This window comes from Kamptonema formosum PCC 10802 (genome assembly GCF_000332335.1).
In the GTDB taxonomy this organism is placed as follows: domain Bacteria; phylum Cyanobacteriota; class Cyanobacteriia; order Cyanobacteriales; family Oscillatoriaceae; genus Oscillatoria.
In genome coordinates this window covers 325,418-339,524 of the sequence record NZ_KB235950.1, presented here as the reverse complement: position 1 = coordinate 339,524, position 14,107 = coordinate 325,418, and the positions used below count along the sequence as shown (strand labels likewise).

16 protein-coding genes and 1 tRNA gene are annotated in these 14,107 nt (G+C 53.3%); 4 read left to right on the top strand and 13 right to left on the bottom strand.

Annotated elements, in window-relative coordinates:
* Positions 1-483 precede the first annotated feature (483 nt).
* The 13 genes from OSC10802_RS56060 to OSC10802_RS0135360 all read right to left on the bottom strand — a co-directional run bounded on the left by OSC10802_RS56060 (position 484) and on the right by OSC10802_RS0135360 (position 9,612).
* On the bottom strand, positions 484-606 hold the full coding sequence (locus OSC10802_RS56060; RefSeq protein ID WP_017721496.1) for a hypothetical protein: 123 nt from the start codon (positions 604-606) through the stop codon (positions 484-486).
* A 139-nt stretch (positions 607-745) separates the two neighbouring features.
* Positions 746-955 carry a hypothetical protein gene (locus OSC10802_RS0135410; protein WP_017721495.1) on the bottom strand — a complete coding sequence of 70 codons (210 nt, stop codon included), beginning with the start codon at positions 953-955 and terminating at the stop codon, positions 746-748.
* Between the two features lie 215 nt (positions 956-1,170).
* Positions 1,171-1,458, bottom strand: coding sequence for a hypothetical protein (locus OSC10802_RS0135405; RefSeq protein WP_017721494.1), 288 nt, complete (start codon positions 1,456-1,458; stop codon positions 1,171-1,173).
* Positions 1,455-2,627, bottom strand: a complete 1,173-nt coding sequence (gene moeB / locus OSC10802_RS0135400) for a molybdopterin-synthase adenylyltransferase MoeB (protein ID WP_017721493.1) — start codon at positions 2,625-2,627, stop codon at positions 1,455-1,457. The genes OSC10802_RS0135405 and moeB overlap by 4 nt, the downstream gene beginning before the upstream one ends.
* A gap of 70 nt (positions 2,628-2,697) precedes the next feature.
* Positions 2,698-2,901, bottom strand: coding sequence for a Mov34/MPN/PAD-1 family protein (locus tag OSC10802_RS56055; RefSeq protein WP_255349222.1), 204 nt, complete (start codon positions 2,899-2,901; stop codon positions 2,698-2,700).
* A 40-nt stretch (positions 2,902-2,941) separates the two neighbouring features.
* Positions 2,942-3,364: a M67 family metallopeptidase gene (locus OSC10802_RS56050; RefSeq protein WP_052334385.1), complete on the bottom strand. Its 423-nt coding sequence runs from the start codon at positions 3,362-3,364 to the stop codon at positions 2,942-2,944.
* A 301-nt stretch (positions 3,365-3,665) separates the two neighbouring features.
* Complete coding sequence (locus OSC10802_RS0135390; protein ID WP_044170133.1) at positions 3,666-4,667, bottom strand: IS4 family transposase; 1,002 nt, start codon at positions 4,665-4,667, stop codon at positions 3,666-3,668.
* A 504-nt stretch (positions 4,668-5,171) separates the two neighbouring features.
* Positions 5,172-5,396, bottom strand: a complete 225-nt coding sequence (locus OSC10802_RS0135385) for a ferredoxin family protein (protein ID WP_026099089.1) — start codon at positions 5,394-5,396, stop codon at positions 5,172-5,174.
* 60 nt (positions 5,397-5,456) lie between these two features.
* Positions 5,457-6,674, bottom strand: coding sequence for an ATP phosphoribosyltransferase regulatory subunit (locus OSC10802_RS0135380; protein WP_026099088.1), 1,218 nt, complete (start codon positions 6,672-6,674; stop codon positions 5,457-5,459).
* Positions 6,674-7,642 (bottom strand): J domain-containing protein, encoded by a 969-nt coding sequence (locus tag OSC10802_RS0135375; RefSeq protein ID WP_017721491.1) that lies wholly within the window; start codon positions 7,640-7,642, stop codon positions 6,674-6,676. Before OSC10802_RS0135375 ends, OSC10802_RS0135380 begins: the two co-directional genes overlap by 1 nt.
* A gap of 67 nt (positions 7,643-7,709) precedes the next feature.
* Complete coding sequence (locus tag OSC10802_RS0135370; protein ID WP_017721490.1) at positions 7,710-8,564, bottom strand: inositol monophosphatase family protein; 855 nt, start codon at positions 8,562-8,564, stop codon at positions 7,710-7,712.
* A 32-nt stretch (positions 8,565-8,596) separates the two neighbouring features.
* Positions 8,597-9,190 (bottom strand): thermonuclease family protein, encoded by a 594-nt coding sequence (locus OSC10802_RS0135365; RefSeq protein WP_017721489.1) that lies wholly within the window; start codon positions 9,188-9,190, stop codon positions 8,597-8,599.
* 53 nt (positions 9,191-9,243) lie between these two features.
* The gene (locus OSC10802_RS0135360; RefSeq protein WP_017721488.1) at positions 9,244-9,612 is read right to left on the bottom strand and encodes a 2Fe-2S iron-sulfur cluster-binding protein; all 369 of its coding nucleotides are present in this window, start codon (positions 9,610-9,612) and stop codon (positions 9,244-9,246) included.
* 320 nt (positions 9,613-9,932) lie between these two features.
* On the opposite strand from OSC10802_RS0135360, the gene OSC10802_RS0135355 reads away from it, so the two are divergent.
* The 4 genes from OSC10802_RS0135355 to OSC10802_RS0135340 all read left to right on the top strand — a co-directional run bounded on the left by OSC10802_RS0135355 (position 9,933) and on the right by OSC10802_RS0135340 (position 13,637).
* Positions 9,933-10,019 (top strand) — tRNA-Ser (locus OSC10802_RS0135355).
* A 90-nt stretch (positions 10,020-10,109) separates the two neighbouring features.
* On the top strand, positions 10,110-11,306 hold the full coding sequence (locus tag OSC10802_RS0135350) for a tyrosine-type recombinase/integrase (protein WP_017721487.1): 1,197 nt from the start codon (positions 10,110-10,112) through the stop codon (positions 11,304-11,306).
* Positions 11,307-11,469: 163 nt separating this feature from the next.
* The gene (locus tag OSC10802_RS0135345) at positions 11,470-12,204 is read left to right on the top strand and encodes a (Fe-S)-binding protein (protein ID WP_017721486.1); all 735 of its coding nucleotides are present in this window, start codon (positions 11,470-11,472) and stop codon (positions 12,202-12,204) included.
* Between the two features lie 2 nt (positions 12,205-12,206).
* Complete coding sequence (locus OSC10802_RS0135340; protein ID WP_017721485.1) at positions 12,207-13,637, top strand: LutB/LldF family L-lactate oxidation iron-sulfur protein; 1,431 nt, start codon at positions 12,207-12,209, stop codon at positions 13,635-13,637.
* Positions 13,638-14,107: the final 470 nt, after the last annotated feature.

Genomic DNA, 14,107 nt, shown 5'->3' with positions numbered 1-14,107 from the left:
CTATTGTTCTAACCAATATGACTGCTGCTATAGTAAACCCGCCCCTACCAGCTTTTGCGTGATGCGATGATGCGATGATGCGATGATGCCCATGTACTAACCTAAGTGCATACTGCTATAAAAGGCATAGGACAGGCGAGACGCCTGTCCTACAGTCCTCATCTAAGTGAATACTGCTATATTTTATAGAGCGGCTCTCAAGGAGAGGAAGAAAACTCTCAATAACTCACCCTATGGCCATATCCCCAGCTTTTTCCCTGAAGAATGTTGCCAATTTATCTAGTTTTGTGTTAAGCTATAAAATGCTGTATTTGATAACAAAAAGCAACTGGGCGAAGTCAACACAGCACCTGCAAAAAGACTGTGCGAGTTGTAATACTGAGGGAGCCGTGCCGCAAAACCTAATGAACAGGCAACGGATTCCTTGTGGGGATTCAGCAGGCTGAGATAGACCGGCGGTGCGACACCCGGGCATCGCAATCTTTAAGACACGCTCGCCACAATCAGTTTAGGGGTGGCAACTGCCAGTATGGCAGCGACTGCTGTATCTCCCTTTGTCAAGAAAATCACACGAGCCTCCTCCTGGAGAGCCGCCTGCTGCGCCACGCGCTTCTAATCTGCGGTTGAAGGTGAGGATTTCTGTCGGCAGCAAAATGGGTTGAGGGGTCAGGGCTTGCTTGCAGAGCTGGTTTGTTTGGCACTCTAAGCTAAAGGCGCAGGCAATAAGCCAGCACGCAGCAGCCTCTTACTTTTCGCAAAAGCTCTCCAGGCAAGCAAGCCGTTCTGGCAGTCCTTCCAACTGAGCGGCAATCTGGGCTTCCTCCCGGCAATTGGCGGTGTTGCGCTCGCAGATTACCGTCGAGCCTGGATATGAGGCGCTGCTGCGCTCCCAAGGCAGCCTGGTAGAAGACTGGGATGATTGATGGCGTCTGACTTCCAAGATCGGGCCAAGCATGGCGGTATCCTCAATTCTTTCCTAGGGAGGGAGCGAGGCTGCTGCCACCGCTCACCCCCTATTTATATATTTCCCAAAATTTGGGAAGAATCAGCAAAGCTGTAAAATTGTTTAAGAACTGGCGGGGATCAACTAAAACAGCATCCGGCGGGGCTCTCTAACCCACTGAGAAGGGTGCCAGTTTGGCAGGGAGAGCCAATGTAAAATCTACAAGCTTAAAGCTCTGCCGGCAGCTTGGGGCGAGGCCGGCATAGAAAGACGAGAGCTAGCCCGCAGGTGCTGCCACTGTCAAAAAGCCCGCTCCCCCCGCCGGCATCACTGATGCCATGCCAGAGGATGTCCATCAGGAAACCGGCTGTCCTGCTGTGATGCCGGTGTTCTGCCGTGGAATCTCTGTCCGAGAGCTGCCGGCACAAAAGAAATCGGCGCTCGTGTGGGGTGAGCGCCGGTGTGAGCTGTCCACAAGCTGTAGAGTGCGCGGTAGCACCCTGCTGGGGATTCAATACTCAGGAACAGAGGGGTCGATTTCCCGACTCCAAGCGGCAATCCCGCCTTTTACGTTCGTACCGGCAATACCGGCTTCCTTGAGGATGCCCAGGGCCTTGGCCGATCGCCCGCCCATCTTGCAGTGAGCGATCAGCCGGTGCCCATTAAGCAATTGCCGCACTCTCTCCACGCCTTCCCCGCGCTCAATATCGGGTAGCGGCACCAGCACCGATCCGGGAATCTTAGCAATCTCGTACTCGTTGGGATTGCGAACATCGACAAGCACGAAATCATTCGCACCGCTGTCAATTAGTTCCTTGAGCTCGCGCACCGTCATCTCAGGGATTTCCATCTTTTGTTTCTCCTCCTCTGCTTTAGCTTGGGGAATACCGCAGAACTGCTCGTAGTCGATTAATTTCTCAATCACCGGTCGCACCGGGTTCGGGCGCAGCTTCAACTCCCGGAACTTCATATCCAGGGCGTTGTACAGCAGCAGGCGTCCGCTGAGGGTGGTGCCGGCACCAGTAATTATTTTGACGGTTTCCGTCGCCTGGATGACGCCGATAATCCCCGGCAATATCCCCAAAACGCCGCCTTCTGCGCAGGAGGGCACCATCCCCGGTGGCGGCGGTTCGGGATACAGGTCGCGGTAGTTCGGGCCATCTTGGTAGTTGAAGACAGTCGCCTGCCCTTCAAACCGGAAGATGGAACCGTAGACGTTGGGTTTGTTCAGGAGCACGCAGGCGTCGTTGACCAGATACCGGGTGGGGAAGTTATCGGTGCCGTCCACTATGATATTGTAGGGGCGGATGATATCCAGGGCGTTCTGGGATGTCAGGCGGGTTTCGTACAAGTCCACCTGGCAGTCGGGATTAATCTCCAGAATCCGGTTTTTAGCGGACTCTATTTTCGGCTTTCCCACCCAGGATGTGCCGTGGATGACTTGGCGCTGCAGGTTGGAACGATCTACGATATCGAAATCTACGATGCCAATGCGCCCGACACCGGCAGCTGCCAGGTACAGCAGCAGCGGCGCACCGAGTCCGCCGGTGCCCACGCACAGCACGCTGGAGGCTTTCAGGCGCTTTTGCCCTTCCAGTCCGATTTCCGGCAGGATCAGGTGGCGCGAGTATCGCTCGTATTCTTCTTTTGTCAGCTGGATCTCGTCGAGATTCGGATTGAGCATAGCAGTCTAGCTAGCGGAGAGCGGAATATTATCTTATCTAAATCCGCTTGCCTTTGTTGGCCGGCAGTTTTTAGAATTCTTTCTCTATCAGGGTGCCGGTGAGGATTTCCTCTGCCTCGAACCGGCGGGCGTCATCCAGGCACCAGCTGCGGATATCGCCGGCTTTGCCTTGCCGGACTTCGACAATAATATAGGAGTAGGTTGCCCAGGCGTATTCCCGATCGCACTCTGAGGGAATGGCCCGACTGTCGGGATGGCTGTGATAGAGTTTCAATCCCGTTTCCGGGATTCAGCTGGCCAAAAATCATCCGCTCCTACCCCCTGCTGAAATCATTGTCGCATTCATTTGGGCTTCTTTGCACAACGGGGATGCTCCCGTGATAGAAACCGAGAATGACTAGCTGCCGGTTCCGCGCTTCCCGCTGCGCTTCCAGCATCGATCTCGGCTCAATAACATATCTCCGCTTTTTTGTCAAGGAGGCGTCGGCTGACAGCTCTTCAGCAGTTTCGGCAGTCCAGGCGTTGGGAGCCGGCCTTACTTCTCGGACTGTTTTCTCATCCCTGCTGATTGCGCCCAGCAGCAAACCGCAGCACTCTTCGGGATAGGTGCTTTCGGCATGAGCGCGGATGCTTTGCAGGTGCTGGGGGTGGAGTTTTATAACCGCCATAGACGCACAAGCGGCTTCCCGCAGGGTAGACGCCAAAAACGCCAAGAAGGCAGATATGTATGTGGGCATTAATTAGGATAGCACTTTCACCGGCTCGCTGTCAATTCACGAACCTTTATGGGGGGATTTTTCTAACCGCAAAGACGCCAAGAAGGCCAAGAAGGCAGGCCGATATGTGGGTTTAATAAGGATAGCAGTTAACCCGGCTGTCTGTCAAATCTGAATCTTTGATGGTTGGTGTTTTCTAACCGCCAAGACGCCAAGGACGCCAAGAAGGCAGGCCGGTATGTGGGTTTAATACACAAGTGTTGAATTCTGTCACAAAACTTTACATTTTAGCTTACATTTATCCTGCCCTGAGTAAAAATGCTTAGCCAGAGAGAAGTCGTTCTATCCAGTGGACATAGCTGATTTCTTGACACATACAACATTGAAGATAGCGGAGTTTATCTAGTAGCGTAGTCCCCCATTCTTTAGGAATATCTACTATCTTTAATATCAGGTAAGCTATCAGCGAAACATAAATTTGTATAGCTATACCATTTACATTTTTAGTAATCAGCTTATCCAACTTAAGGTGCATTTTAAGAAACTTCCATAGCAACTCTATGTGCCACCTATATTTGTAGATTTCCATAAGCTCTTCATCAGAGACTTCGGCCCGCTCCAAATTGGTGGCCAATCTATACTCAGCACGCTTTTCAAGATCGCAAAAGTTAACAACTCTATATATTCCTGAGTCCTTGCCTGTCCCAACTAGAAACTGCCCCTTATTTTCAGAAAATTGAAGTTTGTAGTTGTTAGGTATGCGCAAGACAAAATACTTGTTTGACTGCTGGGCGAGCCGTAAAAATTTTAAACTAGAAAAGCCCCGATCCATTACCCCTACACCGTTTGGGGGCAAACTAGCTAACATCTCTTTTCCATATCTGTAGTCAGAGTCGTATCCAAAATTTATTAAGTTTTCTTCTGGAACTCCTGTGGTTAAATTTAAGGAGCTAACAAGCTTTACTTGGTAGTATTCTTGCAGCCATAGCAATTTACTCGTTAGAGTAATGACAGTTGAATCAATAGGACACAGCTCATATTTTTGAAGGCTTTTTTGACGGCAAATTTCCTCATTAAGTTGTTGATAAAGTCTCAGAAATGGCTCTTGACTTCTGGACGCATTAGCTTTGGAGAAAGTTGAAATATCTAGCTCATAGCCAGTTCCATTTAGTCGCTTGAATATATCTCTCATACTGGTCAAGCTTTTATCCATTGCATAGCTCAACCATATGGACATAAACAAGCGGGTGTTAAGGACAGGATAATCATTTTTAGGCAAAGAAGCCAAACGATTTTGGACAATCTTAGAGAATGAGTTGAGCACAGGTTATTAACAGGATTGATTTGACCGTAGCCCAAATCATAGCACGTTTTGGGCGCTTTTTTTATGTCGAATTGTTAAGATTCAACACTTGTGGGTTTAATAAGGATAGCCGCTAAACCGGCTATCTGTCAAATCTGAACCCAGAAAAATTAAAGCAAGCTGCTTTTTACAGTGCTAGCGCTTTAATACCGTCCTGAATGTCAGGGATACTTTTCGGCTTCTGACATTGTATAGCAGCAGTCATATTCGTGAGAACAATAGGAGCTTCGGGAGCGAGGGAGCAAAGGAGGCCGGAATGTAGGTTTCCTAAATGCTTACTGCTATATAGACGTAGGGCAGGCGTCCCGCCCCCCCTGAAGGTCTAATGTTCTAACCTAAGTGCATACTGCTATATAGCCTCTCTCATATTAGTGAGGTACTGGGCCGCAGTTCATTCAACTGAGAAACTCTATAAATCTTTTGAGGCTGTCCCAAAGCCCCCCGGAAGGGAGGCTTTAGGTTTATCTACGGTGTTTTTTGCAATTCAGGGCGTTCTTCTGCAACAATCGCGCCTTCTACTGGGCAGACCTGCAAGCAGATTCCACAGTCGATGCAGGTGGCGAAATCAATCCAATACCAGTCAGTTCCCTTAACATTCTTGCCCGGACCTTCATGAATGCAAGCGACAGGGCAAGCTCCGACGCAATCGGCGACGCCCTCACAAACATCAGTAACAATCGTGTGCGGCACAGTGTTTTTCCTTTTTCAGCTGTTGTTAATTAGGTGCGGGGGTGGCACCTAATATTATCTTTAACTCAACGTTTCAATTTCGGGATCGCCGGCACTCCTGACGCGGGCAATCCGCTTAATCCCCCGGCGCTGGGCGTATTCGCGGAGGGATTCGGGCTCATCCCGCAGCCCCAATTCCACTTCCACCCGCACTAACTCACCGCTTCCCCTGAGCTTTTGGGCGTAGGCGAAGGCTGCAGCGCCATCGTGGGGAGTCACCGGCACCACTAGCCAGTCACAAGGTATTGTATCGTCAGGAAGGTTGCCGGTGGGCTGCAGCACTTGCTGCAACTCTTCGATATTCAGGCAAAAGCCAATTCCCGGTGCGGTTTGCCCTTGGGGATCGTACAGCCCCAGCAGTTTATCGTAGCGCCCGCCTTGCCCGAGCACGCGCTGCCCTCCTTCTGTCTCGCTGACGACTTCAAACACGATGCCGGTGTAATAGTCGAAAGTCTGAATCAAGCTCAAATCCAGAATCACCGGCAAGTCAACCGGCGAGCACTCCTCAAGCAACTCAATTAGCGATTTCAGGGTATTGACAATTTGCCGCTGGTGTGCGTCAAGCTCCAAACTGCCAACGCGCTGCAGCACGTCAGCGGGGCGTCCCCGCAAATCGAACAGCAGCAGGGCTCGCTCCCGCAGTTCTGGGGACAGGGGGAGAGTTTCCAGTGTCACGCGGTCGAGATTTGCGATCGCGTGGCGCACGGTATCTTGGAGTGCCGGCGGAAAAGCGGAGAGCAGCGATCGCATCAGCCCCGCCTCTCCTAAAATCACGCGCCACCGGCTCAGCCCCAAACTCTGCAAGCAGTCAGACAGCAGCAGCAGAATTTCCGCATCCGCCATCAAACCGCCCGCCCCCAGCAGTTCCACTCCAGCTTGGTAGAACTCCTGCTGTCCGCCGTGAATCCGCTCCCCCGCCCTGCGGAACACGTTGGCAATATAATAGAGGCGCAGCGGATAAGTCGCGCCCGCCATGCGAGTCACGGCGGCGCGGGCGATGGAAGCAGTCAGTTCTGGGCGCAACCCCAGCACCTCATCCTCATCATACACCTGGATGACCGTTGAGGGCTCGATAGCGCCCCCAGCCATTAGGGTATCGAGGCGTTCCAGAGTCGAAGTAATAATCCAGTGATAGCCCCAGCGGCGAAAAACTTGCCGCAAGCGCTCTTCAATCCAGTATTTTTGAGCGACATCGAGGGGGAGTAAATCCCTCGCGCCCATAGGTGGTTGATGAACCATTATTTTTTCTTACCGCCAAATAAACCGCCAAAGAAACCGCCTCCTGGCTGTTCCGGCTTGCCGGATTTCGCTGGGGGCTGTGACCCCTTACCGGCTGGTTTCTCCGCCGGCTTTGCCAGGAGTTTCTTAGCTTCTAGCGCCACCGGCTCAGAGGGATTCAATTCCAGGGCTTTATTAATGTGAACTTTTGCCATTGCCGGCTGATTTTGCTTCAAATAAACCATCCCCAGCATTCCGTGACACCGGCTATTTTTCGGCTCTATTTTCAGAGCGTCTTTCAACTCCAGAGTCGCTTGGGCGAAATTTTTGCTCGCCACCCACTCTTCAGCCCGCCTGTAGTAGACAGCCACGCGCGATTCCGCCTTAGCGGCGGGCGGCGGGGAGGGCGGTGCGGCGGCTGGGGAAGCTCCTGGGGTGCGAGTCGGTGCAGCCCCCGCTGCTGCCGGTGCCTGCGGCTTCGTTTGCGAGGCAGGTCCCGCAACTGCGCCCTTACTCTCTTTCCGCATCAAGTAAACCATATTCAGCTCACTGATTTGGGCGATCGCTTCCAGGCTTTTTGCCAGAGACTCATACTGATGTTCTGCCAGGTTGCCCACTAAAGTTTTGTAGGCTTTCTCCAACTCGCTCGCCTGAGAGAGCTGCTTAGCCAAATCGCTCTGAATTTGAATTTTAGCTCCCTCCTGCAAGACGCGCTTGCCAATCATCCCCAGCAGTACAGTATATTCTGCCCGCTCCCGCTCGTTTGAAAATTTCGAGTAAGCCGGACTCACCAGCTTGGAAAAAAAATCGCTAGCCAGCTTTTTTTCCGCTTCGCTTTCAGCCTTGCAACTGTCAGGGTGCAGGCGGCGGGCAATTTTCAGATAGCGTTTGCGGATTTCATTGAACTCCGCACCAACCGGCACGCCTAAAATGGCGTGGTAGTCGGTGAAGTCAAACGTAAATAGACCTCGCTCAATTGAAAAAGACATGGTGCGCCATCCCCCTTCGCTGCCGTTCAATTCCTTCTAATGTATCGCGCCTGCCCTCACCCCTGCATTAGTAATTTTCCGAGGGGACTGTAACACCCCACGATGCTAGAGGGCGAACCTGTAACAATTCTTTGCTCAGGCGGTCGTGAAGGTGGCCGTTGGTGGCCAGAACCCGTCCGGAGCCGATTTGCAAAGGGCTGCAGTCGTAGGCTGTCACCCGTCCGCCTGCTTCTTCTACCAATACCACACCGGCGGCGATATCCCAAGGGGAGAGCCCCCGCTCCCAGTATCCGTCGAGCCGCCCGCAGGCGACGTGAGCCAAATCCAGCGACGCGGAACCGCTGCGCCGCACGCCCTGGGTCAAATGGGTGAGGTGGCAGAACTCGGCATAATTATTATCTGCGGTTTCCCGCCGGTCGTAGGCGAAGCCGGTGACGAGCAAGCTCTTGCCCAACTCCGCTGTTTGAGAAACCTGTATGGGGCGGCGGTTGCGGGTTGCACCGAGCCCTCTGGCGGCGCGAAACAATTCGTTATGAAACGGGTCGAAAATCGCTCCCACTTGGGGAACGCCGTCAATCAGCAATCCTACTGATGCCGAAAAGAAGGGATACTGGTGGGCGTAGTTGGTGGTGCCGTCCAGGGGGTCAATCGCCCACAGGTATTCGCTGTTAGTGTCCCCCAGGGCACCGCTTTCCTCTGCCAAAATCGCGTGTGCGGGTACATGACGCCGCAATACGGCCAGAATTGCCTCTTCCGAGGCTTTGTCCGCTGCGGTGACCAAATCCCCCGGACGCCCTTTTTCTTGAATGTCTTCTAATTTGCCCAAATAGGCTTGCTGCACCGCACCGGCAGCGCACGCCGCCTCGGTGGCGATATCCAGGAAGGAAAGCAGCTGTTCAGGGGTATGCCGGTTCACAGTCACGGAAGCACCTATCTACAATTGACAATTTACAATTATCGAGTCTGGCGGCGAAACTCAGCCGGCTCCAGGCGCATCGGGCTGTCAGGGTTCCAAATCCCCTCTCCCATAAGTCGGGCCCATTCTTGGGCGCGCGCCAAGCGTTCAGTATATTTGACGTTGGGAGATCGCGGCTCGGCTAGGGCGTAACCCTGTTTAACCAGCTCTTCATTGAGGAGTTTGCCCTCTCGCCAGACATAAGCCAATTGCCGGCACCGGCTGTCATAGCAAAATTTCTCCTGGACATCAAATTCCAGCAACACCGGCTGGCTGTCAATCATCGCCTCCAGCCGCTTTTTGGCTTCCAGCCCCCAGGGGTGCTGCTTGAAATCCGGTGCCTCAATCCCAATCAGCCGCACCTGCTGCGGGGGATTGCCGGCAATCTGTAACAGTTGCCCGCTCACGGCACGCTCCACTGAGACTGTCACGCCTCGGGGCGCTGCCGGTGCGGCGCAGCTCGCCAGAAGCAAACAGAGGATCAGCAGCAGACAGCCAGCTTTGGACATTCGCCGGATGAAGAACCCGGCACCCCAACCCCCACCCCGCCAGCGGCGAGGGGGAGTTTGAGGGGATTTTCCATGAGTGTCCAAAGTTTTAATCCTCCTTCCAGTTTGCAACGCCACACCGCCGGTGTCCAAATGCCTCAGTCCTCATCTAGGGGCAATCCCGCCCGCACCTTGCCTTTGCCAAAGTAGCGCCCAAACTGGAGTTCGTAGACTTCATCCTCATCTTGGGTTTCCACTTCCAAGTCGGAGCGGGGGTAGCTGACGCACAGCAGGGCGTAGCCTTGCTGGCGCAGTTCGGCAGACAGCCCCATTGCCTCGGGCTGGTAGAGCTCACCGGCTTTGACGCGCACCGCACAGCTGGTGCAAGCCCCATTCCGGCAGGAAAATGGCAGATCCAAGCCCTGGCGTTCGGCGCTGTGCAGGATGTAGCGATCTTCTGGCACTTGGACGACGTATTGCTTGCCGGTCTGCCGGTGGTGAATTTTGATGGTGTACGATTGGGTCATGGGTTCGCTCAGCCTCACGGGGGCTTAGCTCAGTTATTGGTCTGTATAGAGGGTACGACAAAACCGGGGCCCAGATCCAGCCGGCGGGCCCCCGTTTGTAGTTGGGCTTTAGCCCTACCCGTTTGTAGTTGGGCTTTAGCCCTACCCGTTTGTAGTTGGGCTTTAGCCCCACCGGCTGGCATTGGGCTTTCGGCCCACCTGGCCAGGGCTGCCGGTGCCGAAAAAAAAATTTTCCCAAACCCCTTGCCAAGCTGCCGGTGGTTTGCTACGATAATATTCCTGTGGGCGAAAAAATAAACTAAATAGTCTAATTTGCCTCTGGAGAGGTGGCTGAGCGGTTCAAAGCGCTGCACTGGAAATGCAGTTTGAAGGTAACTTCAACGAGGGTTCGAATCCCTCCCTCTCCGTACCAAAATTAAGAATAAAGATGGATGCCACAACTGTGCCCTAACTGTTATAGTGTGAGATAAAAGCACTTGACAGTCAGGGCTGCAGTTATGGGCAGAGCAAAAAAATCTGGCAAAATTTCAGTTGAGTGGGAATCCTGTAAGGGTAAGTTGCGCTTGCGTCTTCCCCGTGAAGTTTATGCCGGCAAGCAAAGATACTTAACCTTTGCTGATTTGCCTGACACTCCAGAAAACCGTCTGTGGGCGGAGTCTAAGGCGAGAGAGGTTGAGTCAGATATTCTATCAGGTAACTTCGATCCCAGTCTAGTTAAATACCGGCAGCATGCAAATTTAGCGCCGGCAAAACCGGCAGGCTTTCAGCGGAATGCGCCTCCCCTGCTGGAACTGTGGGAGGGTTACACAGAGCACCGGAAGCCTCACGTTGCTGCCAGCACAGAGACGCTTACTTACGATAATATCGCCAATCATCTCAGAAAAATTCCTTTTCAGGAAGTAGAAGATGCGGAGGAAATTTTTCAGTACCTCCTAGAGCACAACTCGGATTACCGAGCCAAACGAATTATAACACAGTTAAATGCCTGCTGCAATTGGGCTTGTGAGCTATCACTGATTGACGATAACCCATTCAGGGGGATGGCTCACAAAATAAAGATAGTGGAACAAGAAAGGGATATTGACCCTTTTACCTGCGCGGAGCGGGATGCGATTATTCAGGGATTTCAGGAGCATAAAACGTACTGCCACTACACCGATTTTGTGAAATTTTTGTTTGCGACAGGTTGCCGGACTTCTGAGGCGGTGGCGCTGCAGTGGAAGCATATCAGTGAGGATTGCTCGCAAATTAATTTTTCGGAGGCGGTGGTTTGGGCTGCTTCTAAAAAGATTCGCAAGGATACGAAAACTCACAAGCCCCGAATCTTCCGTTGCAACGCTTCTCTGCAGGAACTTTTGCAGTCAATTGACCCTTGGGGCTGGCTAAATGAGGAAGCCTTGGTTTTTACTTCTTTAACCGGCAGAGAAATTAACACCCACACCTTTAATGCGCTATGCTGGAAAGGGACGACAGTGCATGGGCAGTATATAGAAGGCATCGTCAGTCGCTTGGTGCGGGAAGGGAAGGTCGATCACTATCGCTCGCAGTACCACACGCGGCACACTTTTATCACCGAATGTATTAAAGCTGGGGTGAGTGTGGTAGAAGTTGGGGAGTGGGTGGGAAGTTCGGCTGAGGTGATTATTAAGCATTATGCGGAGATAATGAGGAGATATGAGGTGCCTGAATTTTGATTTTTTTTTCAACCGGCATATCAGCACTGTTAACGCACGCCGCTCCCAGCCCGCCAGGGGAGATCGAGATTCTTTAGAGTATCTTTAGATTTTCAGCTAGTTTGTGGCTATCACTCCTGCTATAATAGGGTGATGTTACCTCAATTGCCAGAGAAACTAAACGATGGCTGTAAAAGCGCAACTGTTCATCACCTGCTTGGCAGAACAGTTCTTTCCTGGGGTGCTGAAAGATATGGTGGCGGTGCTGGACCGGCTCGGGGTTCAGTGCGAGTTCCCGGAAGGGCAAACCTGCTGCGGGCAACCTTTTTACAATAGCGGCTACCAAAACCGGGCGCGGGATATCGCCCGCCAGTGGATTCAGGTGTTTGGGGAGACGGAAGGATATATTGTATCGCCTTCTGGGTCTTGTGTCAGTACGATAAAGCACCACTATCCAGAAATTTTCCCCTCGGGAAGTCGGGAATACGAGCGGGCGCGGGATGTCGCTAGCCGCACTTTTGAGTTCAGCCAATTTCTGGTTGAAGAGCTAAAAATAACTGATGTGGGCGCGTATTTTCCCCACAAAGTCACTTACCACGCTTCCTGCCATTTGCTGCGGGCGCTGGGCGGGCGCGACGAGCCAAAACAATTGCTGCAGGCGGTTAGGGGGCTGGAATTGATTCCTTTGGAGCAGGAGGAAACTTGCTGCGGGTTTGGGGGCGTTTTTAGCGTGCTGTATCCGGAGGTGTCGCAAGCGATGATGGAGGCAAAGGTGCACAATATTGAAGCGAGCGGCGCTCAGGTGGTGGTGGCGGGAGATGCGGGCTGTCTGATGAATATTGGCGGCGGTTTGAGCAAAGTTAATTCGCCGGTGCGGGCGATGCACTTGATTGAAATTCTGGCAAGAAAGGGAGAGTAGCAATGAGTCAGATTAAGGAACGCATTGACTTTCGCGCTAATACGCAGCGGGTTCCGCCCGAGATGCCGGTGGCGGTGCAGAAGGCGACTGGGCGCTTTTTGGGAAATCGGGCGGCGGTGGTGGCAGAAATTGGGGAGAAGCGCTGGGAGGAATTGCGCCAAGCTGCTCGCGAGGTGCGCTCGCACGCGCTAGAATACCTGGATTTCTATTTAGCTCAGTTGGAAGAGCGGGTGACGCAAGCGGGAGGGCATGTTCACTGGGCGCGGGATGCGGAGGAGGCGCGGCGCACTGTGCTGGAAATTGCGGCGCAACACGGGGTAAAGCGGGCGGTTAAGGGCAAAAGTATGGCCACGGAAGAGGTGGGGCTGAACCGTGCTCTGGAAGCTGCCGGTGTGCGGGTGCTGGAAACGGATTTGGGGGAATATATTATTCAAATGGCGGGTGTTGGTCCGTCGCACATTATTGTGCCGGCAGTTCACCTGACGAAGGAGGGTATCGCGGAAATCTTTCGGGAAAAATTGGGGGTGGAGGTGCCGGCAGATCCGCAGCTGCTGGCGGAAATTGCCCGCGCTAAGTTGCGGGAAGAATTCCTCGCCGCTGATATGGGAATTTCGGGGGGGAATTTCTTGGTTGCGGAAACCGGCACTCTGGTGCTGGTGAGCAATGAAGGGAACGGGCGGATGTGCACGACTTTACCGCCGGTGCATGTGGCGGTGGTGGGGATTGACAAAGTGGTGCCGGACTGGGAAAGTTTGACTATGTTGCTGCAATTGCTGGCGAGAAGCGCCACCGGCCAAAAAATTACTACTTACACTTCTTTTATCACCGGCCCGCGCCGCACGCAAGGGGAAAATGGCCCGCAAGAATTCCACTTGGTTTTGCTGGATAATGGGCGCAGTAAAATTCTGGCAGATCCGGTAGCGCGGGAGACGCTGCTGTGCGTGCGCTGCGGGGCGTGTTTGAATGTTTGTCCGGTGTACAATCATGTTGGCGGGCACGCCTATGGCTGGGTTTATTCGGGTCCGATTGGGGCAATTCTGGCACCGCAATTGCTGGGGAGTAAAGTTGCTGCTGATTTGCCTTTCGCTTCCTCCCTGTGCGGGGCGTGCGCTGATGTTTGCCCGGTAAAGATTCCGATTCCGAATATATTGCTGCATTTGCGGCGTCGCGCTGTGGAAGGGGATGCGGTGGAAGGGGCGGTTGCGCCGGCGGCGCTGGATTTGGGCGTGCGGGCGAGTGCGCTGCTGTTCGGATGGGGCTGGCTTTACAGGGTTTGCTCGCAGCTGTTTAAGGCGCTGGCGGCTCCTTGGGGGCGCGATGGGTGGCTGAAATGGCTGCCTCCGCCGCTGAGCCGGTGGACACAGGTTCGCCCGTTTCCGGTTTTTGCGGCTGATTTTCGCCGGTGGTGGCGCGAGCGCAACTCACGGGAGTGAGGGGGGACTCCTTCCAGACTCTGACTGGAAAAGGTTCGTAGTTGGGCTTTAGCCCAATCAGCGTCTCATCAAACAGTTCAGATCCCCCCCAGCCGGGCAGGCAAGGTAGCAAGTTCGTAGTTGGGCTTTAGCCCCACAGACGTGCCATCAAACAGTTCAGATCCCCCCCAGCCGGGCGGGCAAGGTAGCAAGTTCGTAGTTGGGCTTTAGCCCAATCAGCGTCTCATCAAACAGTTCAGATCCCCCCCAGCCGGGCGGGCAAGGTAGCAAGTTCGTAGTTGGGCTTTAGCCCAATCTGAGTATCATCAAACAGTTCAGATCCCCCCCAACCCCCCTTAAAAAGGCTATCCATTACCCACATCTTTCTTAATGAAGATTTATGTATAGCCCATTTGGAAGTCCATCACCTCTTTGGGGTGGCCAGAGTCCCTCAGTTGCCAAGTAGAGGCAATATCATGGAGTCTACACAG

Excerpts from the sequence above, each read along its gene's own strand:
- OSC10802_RS0135380 (WP_026099088.1), bottom strand. The coding sequence starts at position 6,674 with ATGGTTCATCAACCACCTATGGGCGCGAGGGATTTACTCCCCCTCGAT.
- OSC10802_RS0135410 (WP_017721495.1), bottom strand. The coding sequence starts at position 955 with ATGCTTGGCCCGATCTTGGAAGTCAGACGCCATCAATCATCCCAGTCT.
- OSC10802_RS0135360 (WP_017721488.1), bottom strand. The coding sequence starts at position 9,612 with ATGACCCAATCGTACACCATCAAAATTCACCACCGGCAGACCGGCAAG.
- moeB (WP_017721493.1), bottom strand. The coding sequence starts at position 2,627 with ATGCTCAATCCGAATCTCGACGAGATCCAGCTGACAAAAGAAGAATAC.
- OSC10802_RS0135375 (WP_017721491.1), bottom strand. The coding sequence starts at position 7,642 with ATGTCTTTTTCAATTGAGCGAGGTCTATTTACGTTTGACTTCACCGAC.
- OSC10802_RS0135345 (WP_017721486.1), top strand. The coding sequence starts at position 11,470 with ATGGCTGTAAAAGCGCAACTGTTCATCACCTGCTTGGCAGAACAGTTC.
- OSC10802_RS56050 (WP_052334385.1), bottom strand. The coding sequence starts at position 3,364 with ATGCCCACATACATATCTGCCTTCTTGGCGTTTTTGGCGTCTACCCTG.
- OSC10802_RS0135340 (WP_017721485.1), top strand. The coding sequence starts at position 12,207 with ATGAGTCAGATTAAGGAACGCATTGACTTTCGCGCTAATACGCAGCGG.
- OSC10802_RS0135350 (WP_017721487.1), top strand. The coding sequence starts at position 10,110 with ATGGGCAGAGCAAAAAAATCTGGCAAAATTTCAGTTGAGTGGGAATCC.